The 16,111-nt window shown below is 69.5% G+C and carries 16 protein-coding genes and 1 pseudogene; 9 read left to right on the top strand and 8 right to left on the bottom strand.

Annotated elements, in window-relative coordinates; all coding sequences use genetic code 11:
- The first annotated feature begins 43 nt into the window (after nt 1–43).
- The 3 genes from coxB to ACGGZK_RS13670 are packed head-to-tail and all read left to right on the top strand — an operon-like array spanning nt 44 to nt 3,102.
- On the top strand, nt 44–946 hold the full coding sequence (gene coxB, locus ACGGZK_RS13680; protein WP_395243190.1) for a cytochrome c oxidase subunit II: 903 nt from the start codon (nt 44–46) through the stop codon (nt 944–946).
- Nucleotides 943–2,679: a cytochrome c oxidase subunit I gene (gene ctaD, locus ACGGZK_RS13675; protein WP_395243189.1), complete on the top strand. Its 1,737-nt coding sequence runs from the start codon at nt 943–945 to the stop codon at nt 2,677–2,679. Before coxB ends, ctaD begins: the two co-directional genes overlap by 4 nt.
- Nucleotides 2,680–3,102 carry a cytochrome c oxidase subunit 4 gene (locus ACGGZK_RS13670; protein ID WP_395243188.1) on the top strand — a complete coding sequence of 141 codons (423 nt, stop codon included), beginning with the start codon at nt 2,680–2,682 and terminating at the stop codon, nt 3,100–3,102.
- Nucleotides 3,103–3,235: 133 nt separating this feature from the next.
- Here ACGGZK_RS13670 and ACGGZK_RS13665 read toward each other — a convergent pair whose 3' ends face one another.
- From ACGGZK_RS13665 to ACGGZK_RS13645, 5 genes are read right to left on the bottom strand one after another with little or no spacing between them, the layout of a single operon-like run.
- Complete coding sequence (locus ACGGZK_RS13665; RefSeq protein WP_395243187.1) at nt 3,236–4,195, bottom strand: putative RNA methyltransferase; 960 nt, start codon at nt 4,193–4,195, stop codon at nt 3,236–3,238.
- 34 nt (nt 4,196–4,229) lie between these two features.
- A complete protein-coding gene (locus tag ACGGZK_RS13660; RefSeq protein WP_395243186.1) occupies nt 4,230–5,840 on the bottom strand; it encodes a cytochrome bc complex cytochrome b subunit in 1,611 nt (536 codons plus the stop codon).
- Nucleotides 5,837–6,907: a Rieske 2Fe-2S domain-containing protein gene (locus ACGGZK_RS13655; RefSeq protein WP_395243185.1), complete on the bottom strand. Its 1,071-nt coding sequence runs from the start codon at nt 6,905–6,907 to the stop codon at nt 5,837–5,839. Before ACGGZK_RS13655 ends, ACGGZK_RS13660 begins: the two co-directional genes overlap by 4 nt.
- Nucleotides 6,908–6,943: 36 nt before the next feature.
- Nucleotides 6,944–7,735: a cytochrome c gene (locus ACGGZK_RS13650; RefSeq protein WP_395243184.1), complete on the bottom strand. Its 792-nt coding sequence runs from the start codon at nt 7,733–7,735 to the stop codon at nt 6,944–6,946.
- Nucleotides 7,736–7,784: 49 nt separating this feature from the next.
- The gene (locus ACGGZK_RS13645) at nt 7,785–8,414 is read right to left on the bottom strand and encodes a heme-copper oxidase subunit III (protein ID WP_395243183.1); all 630 of its coding nucleotides are present in this window, start codon (nt 8,412–8,414) and stop codon (nt 7,785–7,787) included.
- A 138-nt stretch (nt 8,415–8,552) separates the two neighbouring features.
- Here ACGGZK_RS13645 and trpD point away from each other — a divergent pair, with 138 nt between their 5' ends.
- Nucleotides 8,553–9,605: an anthranilate phosphoribosyltransferase gene (gene trpD / locus ACGGZK_RS13640; protein WP_395243182.1), complete on the top strand. Its 1,053-nt coding sequence runs from the start codon at nt 8,553–8,555 to the stop codon at nt 9,603–9,605.
- A gap of 73 nt (nt 9,606–9,678) precedes the next feature.
- Here trpD and glpK read toward each other — a convergent pair.
- A pseudogene (glpK, locus tag ACGGZK_RS13635) lies at nt 9,679–11,192 on the bottom strand (glycerol kinase GlpK).
- A 112-nt stretch (nt 11,193–11,304) separates the two neighbouring features.
- Nucleotides 11,305–12,063 (bottom strand): MIP/aquaporin family protein, encoded by a 759-nt coding sequence (locus tag ACGGZK_RS13630; RefSeq protein ID WP_395243181.1) that lies wholly within the window; start codon nt 12,061–12,063, stop codon nt 11,305–11,307.
- Between the two features lie 205 nt (nt 12,064–12,268).
- On the opposite strand from ACGGZK_RS13630, the gene dhaK reads away from it, so the two are divergent.
- From dhaK to dhaM, 3 genes are read left to right on the top strand one after another with little or no spacing between them, the layout of a single operon-like run.
- Entirely contained in the window at nt 12,269–13,270 is a 1,002-nt protein-coding gene (gene dhaK, locus ACGGZK_RS13625; protein WP_395243180.1) for a dihydroxyacetone kinase subunit DhaK, read from the top strand.
- On the top strand, nt 13,267–13,911 hold the full coding sequence (gene dhaL / locus ACGGZK_RS13620; RefSeq protein ID WP_395243179.1) for a dihydroxyacetone kinase subunit DhaL: 645 nt from the start codon (nt 13,267–13,269) through the stop codon (nt 13,909–13,911). The genes dhaK and dhaL overlap by 4 nt, the downstream gene beginning before the upstream one ends.
- A 1-nt stretch (nt 13,912) precedes the next feature.
- On the top strand, nt 13,913–14,635 hold the full coding sequence (gene dhaM, locus ACGGZK_RS13615; RefSeq protein ID WP_395243178.1) for a dihydroxyacetone kinase phosphoryl donor subunit DhaM: 723 nt from the start codon (nt 13,913–13,915) through the stop codon (nt 14,633–14,635).
- 25 nt (nt 14,636–14,660) lie between these two features.
- Here dhaM and ACGGZK_RS13610 read toward each other — a convergent pair whose 3' ends face one another.
- Nucleotides 14,661–15,425: an SDR family NAD(P)-dependent oxidoreductase gene (locus ACGGZK_RS13610; RefSeq protein WP_395243177.1), complete on the bottom strand. Its 765-nt coding sequence runs from the start codon at nt 15,423–15,425 to the stop codon at nt 14,661–14,663.
- A 77-nt stretch (nt 15,426–15,502) separates the two neighbouring features.
- Here ACGGZK_RS13610 and ACGGZK_RS13605 point away from each other — a divergent pair, with 77 nt between their 5' ends.
- Together ACGGZK_RS13605 and ACGGZK_RS13600 are read left to right on the top strand one after the other, a co-directional pair.
- Entirely contained in the window at nt 15,503–15,832 is a 330-nt protein-coding gene (locus ACGGZK_RS13605; protein WP_395243176.1) for a hypothetical protein, read from the top strand.
- Nucleotides 15,833–15,889: 57 nt separating this feature from the next.
- A complete protein-coding gene (locus tag ACGGZK_RS13600; protein ID WP_395243175.1) occupies nt 15,890–16,108 on the top strand; it encodes an SCO4848 family membrane protein in 219 nt (72 codons plus the stop codon).
- Nucleotides 16,109–16,111: the final 3 nt, after the last annotated feature.

The following is a 16,111-nucleotide window of genomic DNA, read 5'->3' as shown; positions in this document are numbered from 1 at the left end:
CACTTCGCTGAGAAGTGTCTTCGAGTCTCCCGAAAGGTCACCGGTGCGCCACAATCGCCGACTCCGATGGGCTGCTGTTCCGATCGCAGCGACACTCACCCTCGTCCTCGCAGGGTGCACGCAGGCGCAGCTCCACGGCTTCCTCCCCGGCTTCCAGGAGGGGGAGGCCCCGGTCACGAACCACACCGAGCGGGTGTCCGGCCTCTGGGTCACCTCGTGGATCGTGCTGCTCGTCGTCGGCGTCATCACCTGGGGCCTGACGATCTGGGCGGTCATCGCCTACCGCCGTCGTCGCGGACAGACCGGTCTTCCCGTGCAGCTGCGCTACAACATGCCGATCGAGGTCTTCTACACGATCGTGCCGCTGATCCTCGTGGTGGGCTTCTTCGCCTTCACCGCGCGCGACCAGGCGGCCATCGAGGAGCGCTTCGCCGCCGACGACGTCGACGTCAAGGTCGAGGTCATCGCCAAGCAGTGGGCGTGGGACTTCAATTACGTGAACGAGGACGTCTACTCGCCCGGCATCCAGGGCCAGCTCTCCGACGAGGGCCCCAAGGGCTCGCTCGTGCAGTCGGAGCTGCCGACGCTCTACCTGCCCGTCGACGCGAACGTCGAGATCGCCCTCGAGTCGCGCGACGTGATCCACTCCTTCTGGGTCGTGGACTTCCTCTACAAGAAGGACATGTTCCCGGGCAAGACCAACTACATGTCGTTCACGCCCACCCGTGAGGGCACCTACGCCGGCAAGTGCGCCGAGCTGTGCGGCGAGTACCACTCGCTGATGCTCTTCAACGTGAAGGTCGTGTCGCAGGACGAGTACGACGACTACATCGAGTCGCTCCGCGACGCCGGCCAGGAAGGCCAGCTGTCGAGCGAGTACGACCGCAACCAGAACCTGCCCGGCGCGGGCACGCCCGAGCTGAAAGAGGAGCACGAAGGCGAATGAGCACCACGACCGCACCGGCTCGCCCCCAGTCGAGCAGCCTGCCGTTCGGCGCTTCGAAGGTCGAGCGCAAGGGCAACGTCCTCGTCCGGTGGATCACCTCCACCGACCACAAGGTGATCGGCTACCTGTACCTGATCACCGCGTTCATCTACTTCTGCATCGGCGGCGTGATGGCGCTCGTCATCCGCGCCCAGCTCTTCGAGCCGGGCTTGGAGATCGTGCAGACGCGTGAGCAGTACAACCAGCTGTTCACCATGCACGGCACGATCATGCTGCTCATGTTCGCGACCCCGCTCTTCGCCGGGTTCGCGAACGTGCTCATGCCGCTGCAGATCGGCGCCCCCGACGTCGCCTTCCCGCGGCTGAACGCCTTCGCGTACTGGCTCTTCAACTTCGGTTCGCTGATGGCGGTCGCCGGCTTCTTCACGCCCCAGGGCGCCGCATCGTTCGGATGGTTCGCGTATCAGCCGCTCGCGTCGACGACGTTCTCACCGGGTGTCGGTGGAAACCTCTGGATGCTCGGCCTGGGCCTCTCCGGCTTCGGCACCATCCTCGGCGCGGTGAACTTCATCACCACGATCATCACGATGCGCGCGCCGGGCATGACCATGTTCCGCATGCCGATCTTCACGTGGAACACCCTCGTGACGTCGATCCTCGTGCTGATGGCCTTCCCGGTGCTCGCCGCCGCGATCCTCGCCGCCGGCGCCGACCGCATCTTCGGTGCGCACATCTACGACCCGGAGAACGGTGGCGTCATCCTGTGGCAGCACCTCTTCTGGTTCTTCGGCCACCCCGAGGTGTACATCATCGCGCTGCCGTTCTTCGGCATCGTCTCGGAGATCTTCCCGGTCTTCAGCCGCAAGCCGATCTTCGGCTACAAGACCCTGATCTACGCGACGATCGCGATCGCCGCCCTGTCGGTCACGGTCTGGGCGCACCACATGTACGTCACCGGTTCGGTGCTCCTGCCGTTCTTCGCCCTGATGACGATGCTCATCGCGGTGCCGACCGGCGTGAAGATCTTCAACTGGGTCGGCACGATGTGGCGCGGTTCGATCACCTTCGAGACGCCGCTGATCTGGTCGCTCGGCTTCCTCATCACGTTCGTCTTCGGTGGTCTCACCGGCGTCATCCTGGCGTCGCCGCCGCTCGACTTCCACGTGTCCGACACGTACTTCGTCGTCGCCCACTTCCACTACGTGGTCTTCGGCACGGTCGTGTTCGCGATGTTCGCCGGCTTCTACTTCTGGTGGCCGAAGTGGACCGGCAAGATGCTGAACGAGTCGCTCGGCAAGTGGCACTTCTGGCTGCTGTTCATCGGCTTCCACACGACGTTCCTCGTGCAGCACTGGCTCGGCGTCGTCGCCATGCCCCGCCGGTACTACTCGTACCTGCCCGAGGACAACATCACCTGGATGAACCAGCTCTCGACGATCGGCGCCTTCATCCTCGCCATCTCGCTGATCCCGTTCTTCCTGAACGTGTACCTCACCGCGCGTCGCGCGCCCAAGGTGACCGTGAACGACCCGTGGGGCTACGGCCGCTCGCTCGAGTGGGCGACCAGCTGCCCGCCGCCGCGGCACAACTTCACGTCCATCCCGCGCATCCGGTCGGAGGCTCCCGCGTTCGACCTCAACCACCCCGAGGCGGGTATCCCGGTCGGCATCGGCCCGGCGAAGGACGCCCCGGAGGCCCCGGTGTACGACGTGGACTCGAAGGAAGTCAAGTAAATGCGCGCGAACGTCATCCTGTTCTGGCTGCTGGCGGCGTTCTTCGCCGTCGCGGCGGTCGTCTACGCGATCTGGACCAGCGTCGACGACCTGGACCCGGGGCCCGAGTGGGTCGGCATCGTCGCGGTGTCGCTGGCCGCAGTGCTGAGCGCGTTCCTCGCGTTCTACCTCGGCCGTGTGCATGCCTCGCAGGGCGGCCCGCTGCCCGAGGACCGGCTGGACGCGAACATCGACGACGGCGACCCGGAGCTCGGCTTCTTCAGCCCGTGGAGCTGGTGGCCGATCGTGCTCGCCGGCGCTGCGGCGCTCGCGTTCCTCGGCCTGGCGATCGGGTTCTGGATCTCGTTCATCGCGATCCCGCTCGTGCTCATCGGCCTCGTCGGCTGGGTGTACGAGTACTACCGCGGCAACTTCGCACGCTGACCTGAGCGTCCCGAGAAGGCCCCTGGCGTTTCGCCAGGGGCCTTCTCGCGTCCCTGCGTCCTGTGGCGTGGCGTGGCGGACTCCTCGCCGAGGGCTGATCGGCTCTGAGCGCACCCGGCGGCGCGGGCCGGGCTCAGCGGCCGTGCTCGAACGCGAGCACGTCCACCGAGACGGTGATCGAGCTCTCGGGGCTCTCGGGGCCTCCGGCGCCCGCGGCGTCCTCGTCGCGATGGTGCGCCGACGGGCCCATGCCGATCAGGTGCGCCCGGGAGACGGCGTCGACCTCGATGGCCGTGTCGACGCGTCGACGATCCGCCAACTCGAGCCCGGTCGTGTCGAGCTGGCCGACCACGTGCTCGTCCTTCCCGTCGGGGATCTCGAGCATGGCGCCCTCGGCCCGGAGTTCGCCGAGATGCCGCACGGTGGGCACCACGACGATGAGCCGACCGCCGGGAGCGAGGACCCGTGCGAACTCACTCGGGTTGCGCGGCGCGAAGACGTCGAGGATGACGTCGGCGACTCCATCGCGCAGCGGGAGCGGGCGCCAGAGGTCGAGGACGACGCCGGTGAGGCGCTCGGACGCTCGCTCTGGCCCCGGCGATTCCGAACGCCCTGCAGGAGTCGGCTCGCGCGTCCACGCATCCCATTCGCTCCGGAGCGATCGCCGAGCGGCGCGGACGGCGTCGGGGGAGCGATCGGCGAGGAGGACGTCGGTGGACCCGAGTCGGCGGGCGACGATGGCAGCGTAGTACCCGGTGCCGCAGCCGAGGTCGGCGAGGCGAGGCGACGCCGAACGGTGGGTGATGCCGGGCGCGCCGCCGGCACGGTTGCGCGGCTCCGCACCCGACGCGAGCTGGGCCACGGCATCGGCGATCGGCCGATAGGCGCCCGTGTCGAGGAATGCGGTGCGCGCGTCCAGCATGGCGCGGTCGTCACCGATCGTGCGGGGCGCCTTCGGCGGCAGGAGCGTCAGATAGCCCTGCCTGGACTCGTCGAAGCGGTGGCCCGTGCTGCAGCCGACGGTGCGACCGTCGACGGATTCGAGGTCCTGGAAGCAGTTCGGGCACCGGAGCCAGGTCGTGTCGACCGTCATGCTCGGGTGCCCGAATGCTCAGGGTGGTTCAGGCTCAGTGGCTCGAACCGTGGTGGTGGGATGCCTCCAGCTCGCCCTTCGAGACCGGCGCGATGCGGTCCTCGAAGAACCAGCGCGACAGGGCGGCACGCGCGTGCTGGCCGGCGGTGATCTTGCCGCGCGAGTTCGGGCGGATCATCAGCGGCTCGTACTGCTCGTAGCTGACCAGGCGCCAGCGCTCGTACTCGTCGAGCGGCTGGTGCACCTCGATGAACTCGCCACCGGGGAGCTTCACGATGCGGCCCGACTCGTAGCCGTGCAGCACGATCTCGCGGTCCTTCTTCATGAGGGCGATGCAGACGCGCTTCGTGATGAAGTAGGCGACGAACGGCCCGAGCACCGTCACGGCCTGGAGCGCGTGGATCACGCCCTCCATGGTGAGGCTGAAGTGGGTGGCGAGGATGTCCGAGCTCGCCGCGGCCCAGAGGCCCGCGTAGAACGTGACGCCGGCGGCACCGATCGCGGTACGCGTCGGGGCGTTGCGGGGGCGGTCCGCGATGTGGTGCTCGCGCTTGTCCCCGGTGACCCAGGCTTCGATGAACGGGTACGAGACCACGAGCACGAGGAAGATGCCGATCGCGATCAGCGGGACGAGGATGTTGAACGACCAGGTGCGGTCGAGCCACACGAACTCCCAGCCCGGCGGGATGAGTCGCAGCGCGCCGTCGGCGAAGCCGATGTACCAGTCGGGCTGGGTACCGGCGGACACGGGGGAGGGGTCGTACGGGCCGTAGTTCCAGATCGGGTTGATCGTGAACATCGAGGCGATGAGCGCCAGGACGCCGAAGACGATGAAGAAGAACCCGCCGGCCTTGGCCGCGTAGATCGGGAGGATGGGCGGGCCCACCGCGTTCTGCTGGGTCTTGCCCGGGCCGGCGTACTGCGTGTGCTTGTGCACGACGACGAACACGAGGTGGAGCGCGATGAACGCGACCACGAGCGCGGGAAGCAGCAGGATGTGCAGCGTGTAGAGGCGGCCCACGATCGCCGTACCCGGGAACTCGCCGCCAAAGAGGAGGAACGAGGTCCAGGTGCCGATGACCGGGATGCCCTTCACGAGGCCGTCGATGATGCGGAGGCCGTTGCCCGAGAGCAGGTCGTCGGGGAGCGAGTAGCCCGTGAAGCCCTCGGCCATCGCGAGGACGAACAGCAGGAAGCCGATCACCCAGTTGAACTCGCGCGGCTTGCGGAACGCACCCGTGAAGAAGATGCGGAGCATGTGCAGGCCGATGCCGGCGACGAACAGCAGCGCCGCCCAGTGGTGCATCTGCCGGACGAACAGGCCGCCGCGGATGTCGAACGAGATGTCGAGCGTGGACGCCATCGCGACCGACATCTCGACGCCCTTCAGGGGCACGTACGAGCCGTCGTAGTGCACCTCGGCCATGGAGGCCTGGAAGAAGAACGTCAGGAACGTGCCGGTGATGAGCACGACGACGAAGCTGAAGAGCGCGACCTCGCCGAGCAGGAACGACCAGTGGTCGGGGAACGCCTTGCGTCCGAGCTCCTTGACGAAGCCCGCGATGCTGGTCCGCTCATTGACGTAGACGGATGCGGCCGCGGTGAACGACCGCTTCTGCGGCACGTTGGTCGTTGCGGTGCTCAATGGCGCTCCCAGAAGCTCGGGCCGACGGGTTCGTTGAAGTCGCTCTGCGCGACGAGGTAGCCCTCGTCATCCACGGCGATGGGCAGCTGCGGCAGCGGACGCGCCGCCGGCCCGAAGATGACCTCGCAGTGGTTGGACACGTCGAACTGCGACTGGTGGCAGGGGCAGAGCAGGTGGTGCGTGTGCTGCTCGTACAGGGCGACGGGGCAGCCGACGTGCGTGCAGATCTTGGAGTACGCGACGATGCCGTCGTACGACCACGACTCGCGCTCGGGGAGCTCGTTGAGGTCCTCGGGGTTCAGGCGCATGAGGAGCACGGCCGCCTTGGCCTTCTCCTCGAGCCGGCCGTGCTCGAGGTCCTGCAGGCCCTCGGGGATCACGTGGAACGCGCTGCCGATCGTGACGTCGGCGGCCTTGATCGGCACGCCGGAGGGGTCGAGCGCGAGGCGCGTGCCCTTCTTCCACATCGTGTGGCTGATCAGCTCGACCGGGAGCTGGTCCTGCGGGGCGAGCCCGCGGAAGAGCACGACGGCCGGCAGCGGGAACACCACGAGGGCGCCGATGAGGCTGTTGCGGATCACCGAGCGACGGGTGAAGCCCGACTCGCGGTCGGCGTCGGCGAACACCTGGACGGCGGCCGCCTGCGTCTCGGGGGAGCCGCCGATCGGGTGCCGCTCGTCGGCCAGTTCGACGTCGACCATGATCGACTTCGCCCAGTGCACGGCGCCGAACCCGAGGCCGAGCAGCGCGAGCGCGGCGCCGAGGCCGATGAACATGTTGTTCAGGCGGACGTCGCCGACGTTGTTCGACTCGATCGGGAACAGCATGTACGCCGCGATCGCCCAGACGCTGCCGAGGATCGAGAGGTAGAAGAGGGTGTAGACGGTGCGCTGAGCGCGCTTCTCCTTCGCCGGGTCCTCATCGGTGACGCGAGGCCGGTGCGGCGGGAATCCCGGGTTCTCGAACGCGTCGTCGAGGACGATGGCCGTCCCCGGCGATGCATGCGGGTGCTCGGCGTGCGACGAGTCGGCAGCGACGAGTTCGCTGCTGTGGTCGTCCTGGGCCATGGTTCTCCTTCGTGAGCTTCTTCGATGCCGGGTGCGCTAGTTGGACTTCGCCGTGATCCAGACGGTGATCGCCACGATCGCGCCCAAGCCGAAGATCCAGATGAACAGGCCCTCGGCCACCGGGCCGAGCGAGCCGAGTTCGAACCCACCGGGGGAGCGGTTGTCCTGCACGTACTTGAGGTACGTGATGATGTCCCGCTTGTCCTCCGGAGAGATGTTCAGGTCGTTGAAGACGGGCATGTTCTGCGGGCCGGTGACCATGGCCTCGTAGATGTGGACGCCCGTCGTCTCGGTGAGAGCCGGGGCGAACTTGCCCTCGGTCAGCGCGCCACCCGCGCCGGCGACGTTGTGGCACATCGCGCAGTTGATGCGGAAGAGCTCCGCACCGTTCGCCGCGTCGCCGCCGCCGTTCACGAGGTGGTCGGCGGGGATGTCGGGGCCGGGGCCGAGGGAGGCGACGTAGTACGCAAGCTGCTTGACCTGCTCGTCGGTGAACTGGAGCGGCTTCTCCTGCGCCTGCGGGCCCTGCATCTGCATGGGCATGCGGCCGGTGCCGACCTGGAAGTCGACGGCGGCCGCGCCGACGCCGATGAGGCTCGGGCCGGTCCCGGTGCCCTCGGCGTCGAGGCCGTGGCAGGTGGCGCAGTTGGCCTGGAAGAGCTTCTTGCCCTCTTCGATGGTCTCCTGCGAGGTCGGGTCGCCCTCGGCCTGAGCGGTTCCGGTGCTGAACGCGGCGTACGCGCCACCGGTGAAGACGAGTCCCAGTGCGAGGAGGGCGACGGCGGCGAGGGGATGCCTACGGCCGGTGCGTCGCTTCTGTCGGGTCATGGACTTCTTCCTGTTCACGGGCATGCTGTGCTGACGCTCCTGACGCGGGCTATCTGAGGACGTAGATGACGAGGAACAGGCCGATCCAGACGACATCGACGAAGTGCCAGTAGTACGAGACGACGATCGCGCTCGTCGCCTCCTTGTGACCGAAGTTCTTGACGGCGAAGACGCGGCCGATCACGAGCAGGAAGGCGATGAGGCCGCCGGTGACGTGCAGGCCGTGGAAGCCGGTCGTGAGGTAGAAGGCCGAGCCGTACGAGTTCGAGTCGATCGCGATGCCCTCGGAGACGAGCGAGGCGTACTCCCACACCTGACCGGCGACGAAGATCGCGCCCATGATGAAGGTGAGGTAGAACCACTCGACCATGCCCCACTGGGTCGGCTTCCAGCCGGTGCGGTGCGGCTGCATGCGCTCGGCGGCGAACACGCCGAACTGGCACGTGAAGCTCGACAGCACGAGGATGATCGTGTTCGTCAGCGAGAAGGGGAAGTTCAGGCGGTTGGCCTCGAAGCCCCACAGGTCGGGCGACATCGAACGCAGCGTGAAGTAGATCGCGAACAGGCCCGCGAAGAACATCACCTCGCTGCCGAGCCAGACGATCGTGCCCACGGCGACGGTATTGGGGCGTTTGATCAGGGGCGCGCTCGCCTGATGCGTCAATGAGGTGCTCGTCACCCTCCCATTATGGACGAAACCGGCGCTGAGTTTTCGTCAGGGCTTGCACCCGTGTCGGCGAGCGGGCTCCGTTCCCCCGTAATCATGCCGGGAAGCACCCGTGAATCCGCCCAGAACCCGGTCGCTAGGATCGTCGCCATGACCGATGTGCGCTCCTGGCCCGCGATTCTGACCACCCTGCTCGAAGGGGAGGACCTCAGCGTCTCGGATGCCTCGTGGTGCATGGAGCAGGTCATGACCGGCTCCGCGACGGACGCGCAGCTGTCGGCCTTCCTCGTCGCCCTCCGCGTGAAGGGGGAGACCGTCGACGAGATCGTCGGCTTCCGCGACGCCATCCTCGACCACGCGCTCCCGCTCGCCGTCGACCCGATGGCGCTCGACATCGTCGGCACCGGCGGGGACCGGTTCGGCACGGTGAACGTGTCGACGATGGCCTCCGTGATCGCCGCCGCGGCCGGCGTTCCCGTGGTGAAGCACGGGAACAAGGCCGCGAGCTCGGCCTCGGGGTCCTCCGACGTGCTCGGCGCGCTCGGGATCGACCTCTCGCTCCCGCCCGAGCGGGTCGCCGAGGTCTTCGAGCAGACCGGCATCACGTTCGCGTTCGCCGCCGCGTTCCACCCCGGCTTCAAGCACGCCGGCCCGGTGCGGGCGCAGCTCGGCGTGCCCACCGTGTTCAACTTCCTCGGCCCGCTGTGCAACCCGGCCCGGCCCGAGGCATCCGCCGTCGGGGTCGCGCACCTCGACCGCGTCCCGCTCATCGTCGGCGTGTTCCAGACGCGCGGCGCGACGGCACTGGTGTTCCGTGGCGACGACGGGCTCGACGAGCTGAGCACGACCGGGCACAGCCACCTCTGGGAGGTGTCGGGCGGCACGGTGAAGGAACACGACCTCGACCCCCGCGACCTCGGGCTCGCCCGTGCGCGGATCGAGGACCTGCAGGGCGGCGATGCCGCGCACAACGCGGGGATCGTGCACGAGGTGTTCCAGGGCGCACGCGGGCCGGTCCGCGACATCGTCGTGCTGAATGCGGCCGCGGGCCTCGTCTCGTTCGACCTCGCCCGCGATCCCGGCCAGTTCCAGCGGGCCATCCTCGACCGGTTCCGCGACAAGATGGCCGTCGCCGAGGAGGTCATCGACAGCGGCGCCGCGGCGTGCAAGCTCGAGGAGTGGGTGAGCGCGACGACCGCCTGACCCGGCCTCGAACGACGGATGCCCCGTGCGAGGTTCGCACGGGGCATCCGTCGTGTCCGGGGCAGGACGAGGACTACACCACGTCCTCGTCGACCCAGTCGAGCGTCTTCTGCACGGCCTTCTTCCAGTTGCGCAGCTGGCGGTCGCGCTCCTCGGGCGCCATCTGCGGCTCCCAGCGGCGGTCCTCCTGCCAGTTGGCGCGGAGGTCGTCGAGGCCCGACCAGAAGCCGACCGCGAGGCCCGCCGCGTACGCGGCGCCGAGCGCGGTCGTCTCGGCGACGACCGGTCGGACGACCGGGACGCCGAGGATGTCGGCCTGGAACTGCATGAGCGTGTTGTTCGCGATCATGCCGCCGTCGACCTTCAGCTCCGTGAGCTCGACGCCCGAGTCGGCGTTCACCGCGTCGAGGACTTCGCGAGTCTGGAACGCGGTCGCCTCGAGCGCGGCGCGGGCGATGTGGCCCTTGTTCACGTAGCGGGTGAGGCCGACGAGGGCACCGCGGGCGTCGGGACGCCAGTACGGTGCGAACAGGCCCGAGAACGCCGGCACGAAGTACGCGCCGCCGTTGTCCTCGACGGTCTTCGCGAGGTCCTCCACCTCGGGTGCGCTGCTGATCAGGCCGAGGTTGTCGCGCAGCCACTGGATCAGCGACCCGGTGACCGCGATCGAGCCCTCCAGTGCGTAGTGCGCCGGCTCGTCGCCGAGCTTGTAGCCCAACGTGGTGAGCAGCCCGTTCTTGGAGTGCACGATCTCGGTGTCGGTGTTGAAGATCAGGAAGTTGCCGGTGCCGTAGGTGTTCTTCGACTCGCCCTGGTCGAACGCCGCCTGGCCGAACGTCGCCGCCTGCTGGTCGCCGAGGATGCCCGCGACGGGCACCTCGCGGAGCAGGCTCGACGGGCCGACCGTGCCGAAGACGCCCGACGAGGGCAGGATCTCCGGCAGCATCGAGCGCGGCACGTCGAAGGCGGCGAGGATGTCGTCGTCCCACTGGAGCGTCTCGAGGTCCATGAACATGGTGCGGCTGGCGTTCGTGACGTCCGTCGCGTGGACGCCGCCGTCGACGCCGCCCGTCAGGTTCCACAGGACCCAGCAGTCGGTCGTGCCGAAGAGCAGGTCGCCGGCCTCCGCCTTCTCGCGCGCGCCCTCGACGTTCTCGAGGATCCACACGATCTTCGTACCGGAGAAGTAGGTCGCGAGCGGCAGGCCGACCTGGAGCTTGAACCGCTCGACGCCGCCGTCGGCCGCGAGCCGGTCGACGATCGGCTGCGTCCGCGTGTCCTGCCAGACGATCGCGTTGTACACGGGCTTGCCGGTGTTCTTGTCCCAGACGACCGCGGTCTCGCGCTGGTTCGTGATGCCGACCGCCGCGATGTCGTGCCGGGTGAGGTTCGCGGCACTGAGCGCCTTGCCGATCACCTCACGGGTGTTGTCCCAGATCTCGATCGGGTCGTGTTCGACCCAACCGGCCCGGGGAAGATCTGCTCGTGCTCGAGCTGGCCCGACGAGACGATCGATCCCGACTTGTCGAAGATGATCGCCCGCGAGCTTGTGGTGCCCTGGTCGATGGCCAGGATGTAGTCGGCCATGCCGCCCTCTCATTCCATTGGATGCCGCGACGAGGATGGCTCGCACGGCGACGTGCGTTTCGGGTTGGGGAACACGGAACGGGCCGGCCGGAGTCCGGCCGGCCCGACCGGTTCAAGGGATGATCGGCAGCAGCGCCACCGCGGAGAGGCCGGCGATCACGCCGCCGACGATCGGTCCGAAGACCGGCACCCACGAGTAGCCCCAGTCGCTCGACCCCTTGCCCTTGATGGGCAGGAAGGCGTGCGCGATGCGCGGACCGAGGTCGCGCGCCGGGTTGATGGCGTAGCCGGTGGGACCACCGAGCGAGGTGCCGATCACGATCACCAGGAAGGCGACGGGGATGGCGCCGAGCTCGGCGGGCGTCCCGCCGTAGCTGAAGCCGAGGATGACGAAGACGAGCACGAAGGTGCCGATGACCTCGGTGACGAAGTTCCACCCGTAGGAGCGGATCGCCGGGCCCGTCGAGAAGACGCCGAGCTTGTTCGCCGGCTCCGGTTCGGCGTCGAAGTGCTGCTTGTAGGCGAGCCAGCAGAAGACGGCGCCGATGATCGCGCCGAGCAGCTGCGCCCCGATGTACGTGGCGATGGATGCCCCGTCGACCGGGATGCCGGGCACGAAGTCGGTCTTGCCCTCGACGGCGTAGTTCGCCGCCAGCCCGAGCGTCACGGCCGGGTTCAGGTGCGCCCCCGACGCGTACGAGACGATCACACCGGCGAAGACCGCGAGACCCCAGCCGATGTTGACCATGAGGAACCCGCCGCCGTTGCCCTTCGTGCGGATGAGCGCGACGTTCGCGACGACGCCGGTTCCCAGAAGGACGAGCATGGCCGTGCCGACCAGCTCGGAAAGGAATATCACGCCGAGATTCACTGAGACCCCCTTGATCGCAGCAGGCGCCGTCGCCCGCCTGACCCTCACACTAGCCCTGCGTCGATCCGGAGGGAACGGCCCCGCCCGCGTTTCGTCCCGGCGCCCTTCCGGAGCATCCGGGCGGGGGCGTAGGTTGAGACGAGGTGCTGCCACGGCCGCCGCATCGGCGCGCGGCCCGCCCTGCAGCCGAGGGGAAGGGACGTCCGTGAAGAAGCTCATCAACGACCCCAAGCGCGTGGTCGACGAATCGGTCGCCGGCTTCGCCGCGGCGCACGCCGATCTGGTCAGGTTCGAGGCCGACCCGATCTTCGTGGTCCGGGCGGATGCGCCCGTGGCCGGCAAGGTCGGCCTGGTCAGCGGCGGCGGCAGCGGGCACGAGCCGCTCCACGCCGGATACGTCGGCTTCGGCATGCTCGACGCCGCCGTGCCCGGCGCGGTGTTCACCTCGCCGACGCCCGACCCGATCCTCGCGGCGACGAAGGCGGTCGACGGCGGCGCCGGGGTGCTGCACATCGTGAAGAACTACACGGGTGACGTGCTCAACTTCGAGACGGCGGCCGACCTCGCGGCGGCCGACGGCATCGAGGTGCGCGCGGTGGTCACGAACGACGACGTCGCCGTGAAGGACTCGCTCTACACCGCCGGCCGGCGCGGCGTCGCCGGCACGGTGCTCGTCGAGAAGATCGCGGGCGCGGCCGCCCAGCGCGGCGACACGCTCGACCAGGTGGCCGAGATCGCCGAGCGGGTGAACGCGAACGCCCGGTCGATGGGCATGGCGCTGACGCCGTGCACCGTCCCGCACGCGGGCGAGCCGAGCTTCACGCTCGCCGACGACGAATACGAGCTCGGCATCGGCATCCACGGCGAACCCGGGCGCGAGCGGCTCAAGCTGGAGCCGGCGGACGCGATCGTCGACCGCCTCCTCGAGCCCATCCTCGAGGACCTGCCGTTCGGATCCGGCGACCGGGTGCTCCTCTTCGTCAACGGCATGGGCGGCACCCCGCAGGTGGAGCTCTACATCGCCTACCGGCGCGCCGCGGAGGTGCTCGCCGAGCGCGGCATCGAGATCGCCCGCTCGCTGGTCGGCAACTACATCACCTCGCTCGAGATGCAGGGCATCTCGATCACCCTGTTGAAGCTGGACGACGAGTTCGTCGACCTGTGGGATGCCCCGGTGCAGACGCCGGCGCTCCGGTGGGGACGGTGACGGTGGCGGGCCTCGGACGCGACTGGGCGCTCGACTGGGTGCGCCGGAGCGCGGCGACCGTCGACGAGCACCGCGTCGAGCTGATCACGCTCGATCGGGAGATCGGCGACGGCGACCACGGCGAGAACCTCGATCGCGGGTTCCAGGCGGTGCTGGGCAAGCTCGACGGCGTCGCCGACGACGCGACGCCGGGCGACGTGCTGAAGCTGGTCGCGACGACGCTCATCTCGACGGTCGGCGGCGCGGCCGGCCCGCTCTACGGCACGGCGTACCTCAAGGGCGCCGTGGCAGCGGGCTCCGCGCCGGAACTCGACGCGGCGGCCGTCGCCGCCGTCCTCACGGCGGCGCGCGACGGCATCGTCTCGCGGGGCAAGGCGGAGTCGGGCGACAAGACCATGGTGGACGCCTGGACGCCGGCGGTCGAGGCTGCGGATGCCGCGGTGGCCGCGGGATCGGATGCCGCGGGCGTCCTCGCCGCGGCGGCGAAGGCCGCCGCCGACGGAGCGGTCGCCACCGACCCCCTCGTCGCCCGCAAGGGTCGCGCGAGCTACCTCGGCGAGCGCTCGGCGGGCCACCGCGACCCCGGCGCGCAGTCGACCGCCTACCTGCTGGCCGCGGCCGCCGCCGCGGCGGAGGACTGAGGTGGCCGGCGAGCGCGTCGGCGTGGTGTTCGTCTCGCATTCGGAGCTCATCGCCCGCGGCCTGGTCGACCTGGCCCGGCAGATGGCGCCGAACGCGGTGCTCGTCGCCGCCGGCGGCACGGACGACGGGCGGATCGGCACCAGCTTCGACAAGGTGAGCGAGGGCATCGCCGAAGCCGACGCGGGCGCCGGCGTGGTGGTGCTCTGCGACCTCGGCTCGGCGATCCTCACGGCTGAGACGGCCCTCGACTTCCTCGACGACGAGGTGCGCGAGCGCGTGCGCATCGTGGACGCCCCGCTCGTCGAGGGCGGCGTCGCCGCGGCGGTCTCCGCCGAGACGGGCGACCCGCTCGACGCGGTCGTGGCCGCCGCGCGCTCGGCGGCCGGGGTCGCCGGGGAGCCGGACGGCTCGGCCGGTTCATCCGCTCCCGAGTCGCAGGACGCGCCTCCGGCGGAGGACGACACGGGCGACCTGCGACGGCGGGTGACCCTCGTGAACCCGTCGGGGCTGCACGCCCGGCCGGCGGCCGACCTCGTGAAGCTCGCGAGCACGTTCCCGCAGCGGCTCACCGTGAACGGCGTGGACGCGAAGAGCCTGCTCGCCATCATGGCGCTCGGGCTCACGAAGGGCGCCGAGGTCGAGATCGCGACGGACGACCCGTCGGGCGCCGACGCCGTGCGCGCGGTCGCCGAGCTGGCCGCCTCGGGGTTCGGGGAGGCCTAGCCCGACCTCCGGGTGGGCGGAGGCGTCAGTTGCCGCCGGCCACCCGGATGTCGGCGCCCGTCGTGTACGAGGCATCCGCCGACAGCAGGTACGCGACCGCGCCGGCGATCTCGTGCGGGTGGCCCGCACGGCCCATCGGGATGCGGGATGCGCGTTCAGCGGGGGCATCCGGTCGCCCGGCCGCGGCGTGGATCTCGGTGAACGTCGTGCCCGGCGAGACCGTGTTCACGCGGACGCCCTCCGCGGCGAACTCCTTCGCCGCGCCTGTCGTGAGGGCGTTCAGCGCGGCCTTGCTCATCGCGTACGGGATGTACGTGTGCGCGGCGCCGTTCGTGGCCGCGCCCGAGGAGATGTTCACGACGGAACCGCCGGCGCCTCCGCGTTCGGTCGACATATGCGCGATCGCCGCGCGGGTGAGCACGATCGGGGCGAGCACGTTGATGCGGAAGACCTGCTCCGATTCCTCGATCGATGCGTCGAGGAAGGGTCCGATGAGCCCCGTGATGCCGGCATTGTTCACGAGGGCCGTCACGGTGCCGAACGCGGCGATCGCGGCCGGGACGACGCCGGCGGCGGCCTCGAGGTCGGCGAGTTCGACGCGATGCACCTCGACCCGTGCGCCGAGGGCGCGGCAGCGCGCGGCGACGTCCTCGACGTCGGCGGCACGGTCGCGGTAGGTCAGGAAGAGATCGTGACCGTCGTTCGCGAGCCGCTCGGCGATGGCCGCGCCGATGCCGCGGCCTCCGCCGGTGACGATGGTGACGGGGCGGGTGGATGCGTCGGAGGACATGCCGCCAGCCTAGGGCGGCCTGCGCGGCACGCGCTGCGGCGCTGGCGGCGGGGATGGCTCGGGCGTAGCATCCGCCCATGGCACGCGACGCGGCGAGCCGCCCTGAGGACGGCAACGCGTTCACCAGGTTCTTCGATCGAGTCGACCACGCACTCGAGCCGATCTTCGGCGACCCGCCCATGACCGACGCCTCCGACCCCGTCGACCCGCAGGAACTGCGGGCCCGGCCGTGCCCGGTCTGCGGGCACCCGATCGGCGAGCACTACATCGACGAGTCGTCCTCGAACGTGCTGATGGAGTGCCCGACGGACGACCGACTCCCGGAGCGCCGCCAGGACGCGCCGCTGAACGAACTCGGCATGCCGGCCGACGGCCGGCGCCTGGAGAAGCTCCAGGAACGCGGCTGACCCGCGCACCTGAGGCCGCGCATCGGCGCCGCGTCCGGCACGCCTACGCTGGAGGGGATGCTCACCCTCCTCGCCGTCCTGCTGCTCGTGAACGCCGCCTTCAACGCGATCGTCTGGCCGCGCTTCCTGAAGCGCATCGCCGACGACCCGCGCGCCCGGGATGCCTCGGGCCGGCGGACGCCGTTCTACACGGTGCACCTCGTGCTGATCTCGGCGGCACTCGTGATCGCCGCGGTGTCGGCGGTCGCCGCGATCGTCGCCCTCCTCGTCGGCTGAACG

The organism is Agromyces sp. MMS24-K17 (assembly GCF_043950245.1).
Lineage (GTDB): Bacteria > Actinomycetota > Actinomycetes > Actinomycetales > Microbacteriaceae > Agromyces.
The sequence above is the reverse complement of the archived record's forward strand: the minus strand, read 5'-3'. Positions and strand labels throughout refer to the sequence as shown.

Excerpts from the sequence above, each read along its gene's own strand:
- ctaD (WP_395243189.1), top strand. The coding sequence starts at position 943 with ATGAGCACCACGACCGCACCGGCTCGCCCCCAGTCGAGCAGCCTGCCG.
- ACGGZK_RS13600 (WP_395243175.1), top strand. The coding sequence starts at position 15,890 with ATGCTCACCCTCCTCGCCGTCCTGCTGCTCGTGAACGCCGCCTTCAAC.
- ACGGZK_RS13610 (WP_395243177.1), bottom strand. The coding sequence starts at position 15,425 with ATGTCCTCCGACGCATCCACCCGCCCCGTCACCATCGTCACCGGCGGA.
- ACGGZK_RS13655 (WP_395243185.1), bottom strand. The coding sequence starts at position 6,907 with ATGGCCCAGGACGACCACAGCAGCGAACTCGTCGCTGCCGACTCGTCG.
- ACGGZK_RS13650 (WP_395243184.1), bottom strand. The coding sequence starts at position 7,735 with ATGACCCGACAGAAGCGACGCACCGGCCGTAGGCATCCCCTCGCCGCC.
- ACGGZK_RS13670 (WP_395243188.1), top strand. The coding sequence starts at position 2,680 with ATGCGCGCGAACGTCATCCTGTTCTGGCTGCTGGCGGCGTTCTTCGCC.
- ACGGZK_RS13665 (WP_395243187.1), bottom strand. The coding sequence starts at position 4,195 with ATGACGGTCGACACGACCTGGCTCCGGTGCCCGAACTGCTTCCAGGAC.
- trpD (WP_395243182.1), top strand. The coding sequence starts at position 8,553 with ATGACCGATGTGCGCTCCTGGCCCGCGATTCTGACCACCCTGCTCGAA.
- ACGGZK_RS13605 (WP_395243176.1), top strand. The coding sequence starts at position 15,503 with ATGGCACGCGACGCGGCGAGCCGCCCTGAGGACGGCAACGCGTTCACC.